This is a genomic window from Variovorax sp. P4_D9, from assembly GCF_056401695.1.
Window position 1 is genome coordinate 1 of record NZ_JBFUIU010001345.1, and the last position, 1,656, is coordinate 1,656.

A 1,656-nucleotide genomic window follows, 5' to 3' on the forward strand; every position below is an offset into this window, starting at 1 on the left:
GCCATAGGCGAAGTATTCGTTCATGTCCCGGTGTGCCTTGGTTCCGGGTTGCGGCATCGGCGATCCGTACTTGAAATCACCGTAGCTGCCGTTCATGCCGGCGTTCGGGTCATAGCCCGCCTTGGCGAATTGATCCGCTGTCATCCCGGCGCGCAGGATCGACATGTACTGATCGGCAGGGTTTGTGCTCTGCGTCTGCTGATGGAAATCACCGGCAGCAGCCGGCGCGGGTGCGGGGTTCAGGTTCAGCGGAGCAGACGACGGAGCGCTGGTCAACATCGAAAGAAGACCCTGACCCTGCGGCTGTGCGGGCTGCTGCGCTTGGACCGCCTGGCTTCCGTCCCTCGCGGCCGACAACAGACCATCGAAGCTGAAGGCGTTCGGGCGAGCGTTCGGGTTGCTGCGGTCGAAGCCGACTTGCTGGCTCTGGATCTGGCCAAGAAGTGACGGAACGGCAGCGCGCATGTATGCGGACTGGTTGTTCTGGTTCTGGTAGGCCTGCTGCTGTTGATCGCTGAACGGCTGAGCCGCATAGCGGTTTTGCAGGGCTTGGCCTGTTTGCAGGTTGTTCATGATCCACGGCTGAGCCTGAAGCCATGGTTCCTTCGTCTGCGTCTGCGTGCCTGCACCGCCGTTGGTGCTGCTGCCGCTCGACAGTGCGTGATTTGCGAGAGCCGATACGCCCGCGCCGATTGCTGCTCCCCAAGGCATATCAGGCTCCTTCCGTCTTGATGCAGACGATCATGGTGATTCGGTCGGTCCGGCTGTTGTTCGTCACCCAGTGGGTGTGCGCGTTGTCGAACCAGTACACATCCCCGGGCTCCGTGACCAGAGATTCCCCCTCGAATTGGAACGCTTGCCGTGGCGCAGCGTCGATCTGCACGGCGAACTTCTGGTAGTACCGCGCATGCCAGCCAGGGTCGGTGTGGGGCTTGCAGATCTGTCCCGGCTTGATGCGAGTGATCAACACGCCACCGAGGCGGTCGCCGCGCACTTTCGCCATCAGCGGATACACGAGATCGCGCACTGGCAATACGTCTGCGCAGGGATACCAAACCGAATCGTGCGACCCGTCCTCACGCATGGTGGCTGGATCGGCATGTCGAGCCCAGATGTCGGAAAGGCCGTGATGGGGCGAATCTTCCGGGGCGGTACGGCCGGTGTTCTGGTCCCACAGCCCGGGATGAGCGGCGAGAGCATCCCGCATAGGAGCCACATCGACCCCCGTCCACAGCATTCGAATATGGCTCACTGCAACGCCTCCACCATCGACGCCATTTGCGCGTTGTCAGGGTCAGCAATGAGAACCTCGTCAACCTCGGCCGCGTCGGTGCAGTCGGTCGCGTGGATGCAGAACCAGACCACATCGGTGAGAGCCTTCACGCCGTGATGTTTGCCGGCCTTGATCGTGAGGCACGCCGGGCCGGTCAGTTCGGAGCGGACGCCGTCGATCAGAAGTTCGGCGGTCCCGGATGCAAGGATGGAAAGATGGTCGTGTTCGTGTTTGTGCTGGATCAGGATAAAGCCAGCAGCGACGCGCGTCTCCTTCGAGTACACGCCGCCGCCGAAGTGATGGGTGATCGGCAGATCGGCAAGTGATGGGGTCTGAGTCATGCCTACTAGGCTATGAGTCGGACCGGCCCATCTCCATGACGT

The 1,656-nt window shown here is 61.8% G+C and carries 3 protein-coding genes; all 3 read right to left on the reverse strand.

What is annotated here, in order from left to right; genetic code table 11:
- Nucleotides 1-711 (reverse strand): hypothetical protein (locus AC1DY5_RS54735; RefSeq protein ID WP_478122546.1); only part of this gene is annotated, 711 nt, incomplete at its 3' end.
- Between the two features lies 1 nt (nt 712).
- Nucleotides 713-1,252 (reverse strand): aspartyl/asparaginyl beta-hydroxylase domain-containing protein, encoded by a 540-nt coding sequence (locus AC1DY5_RS54740; protein ID WP_478122547.1) that lies wholly within the window; start codon nt 1,250-1,252, stop codon nt 713-715.
- On the reverse strand, nt 1,249-1,614 hold the full coding sequence (locus AC1DY5_RS54745; protein ID WP_478122548.1) for a hypothetical protein: 366 nt from the start codon (nt 1,612-1,614) through the stop codon (nt 1,249-1,251). The genes AC1DY5_RS54740 and AC1DY5_RS54745 overlap by 4 nt, the downstream gene beginning before the upstream one ends.
- Nucleotides 1,615-1,656: the final 42 nt, after the last annotated feature.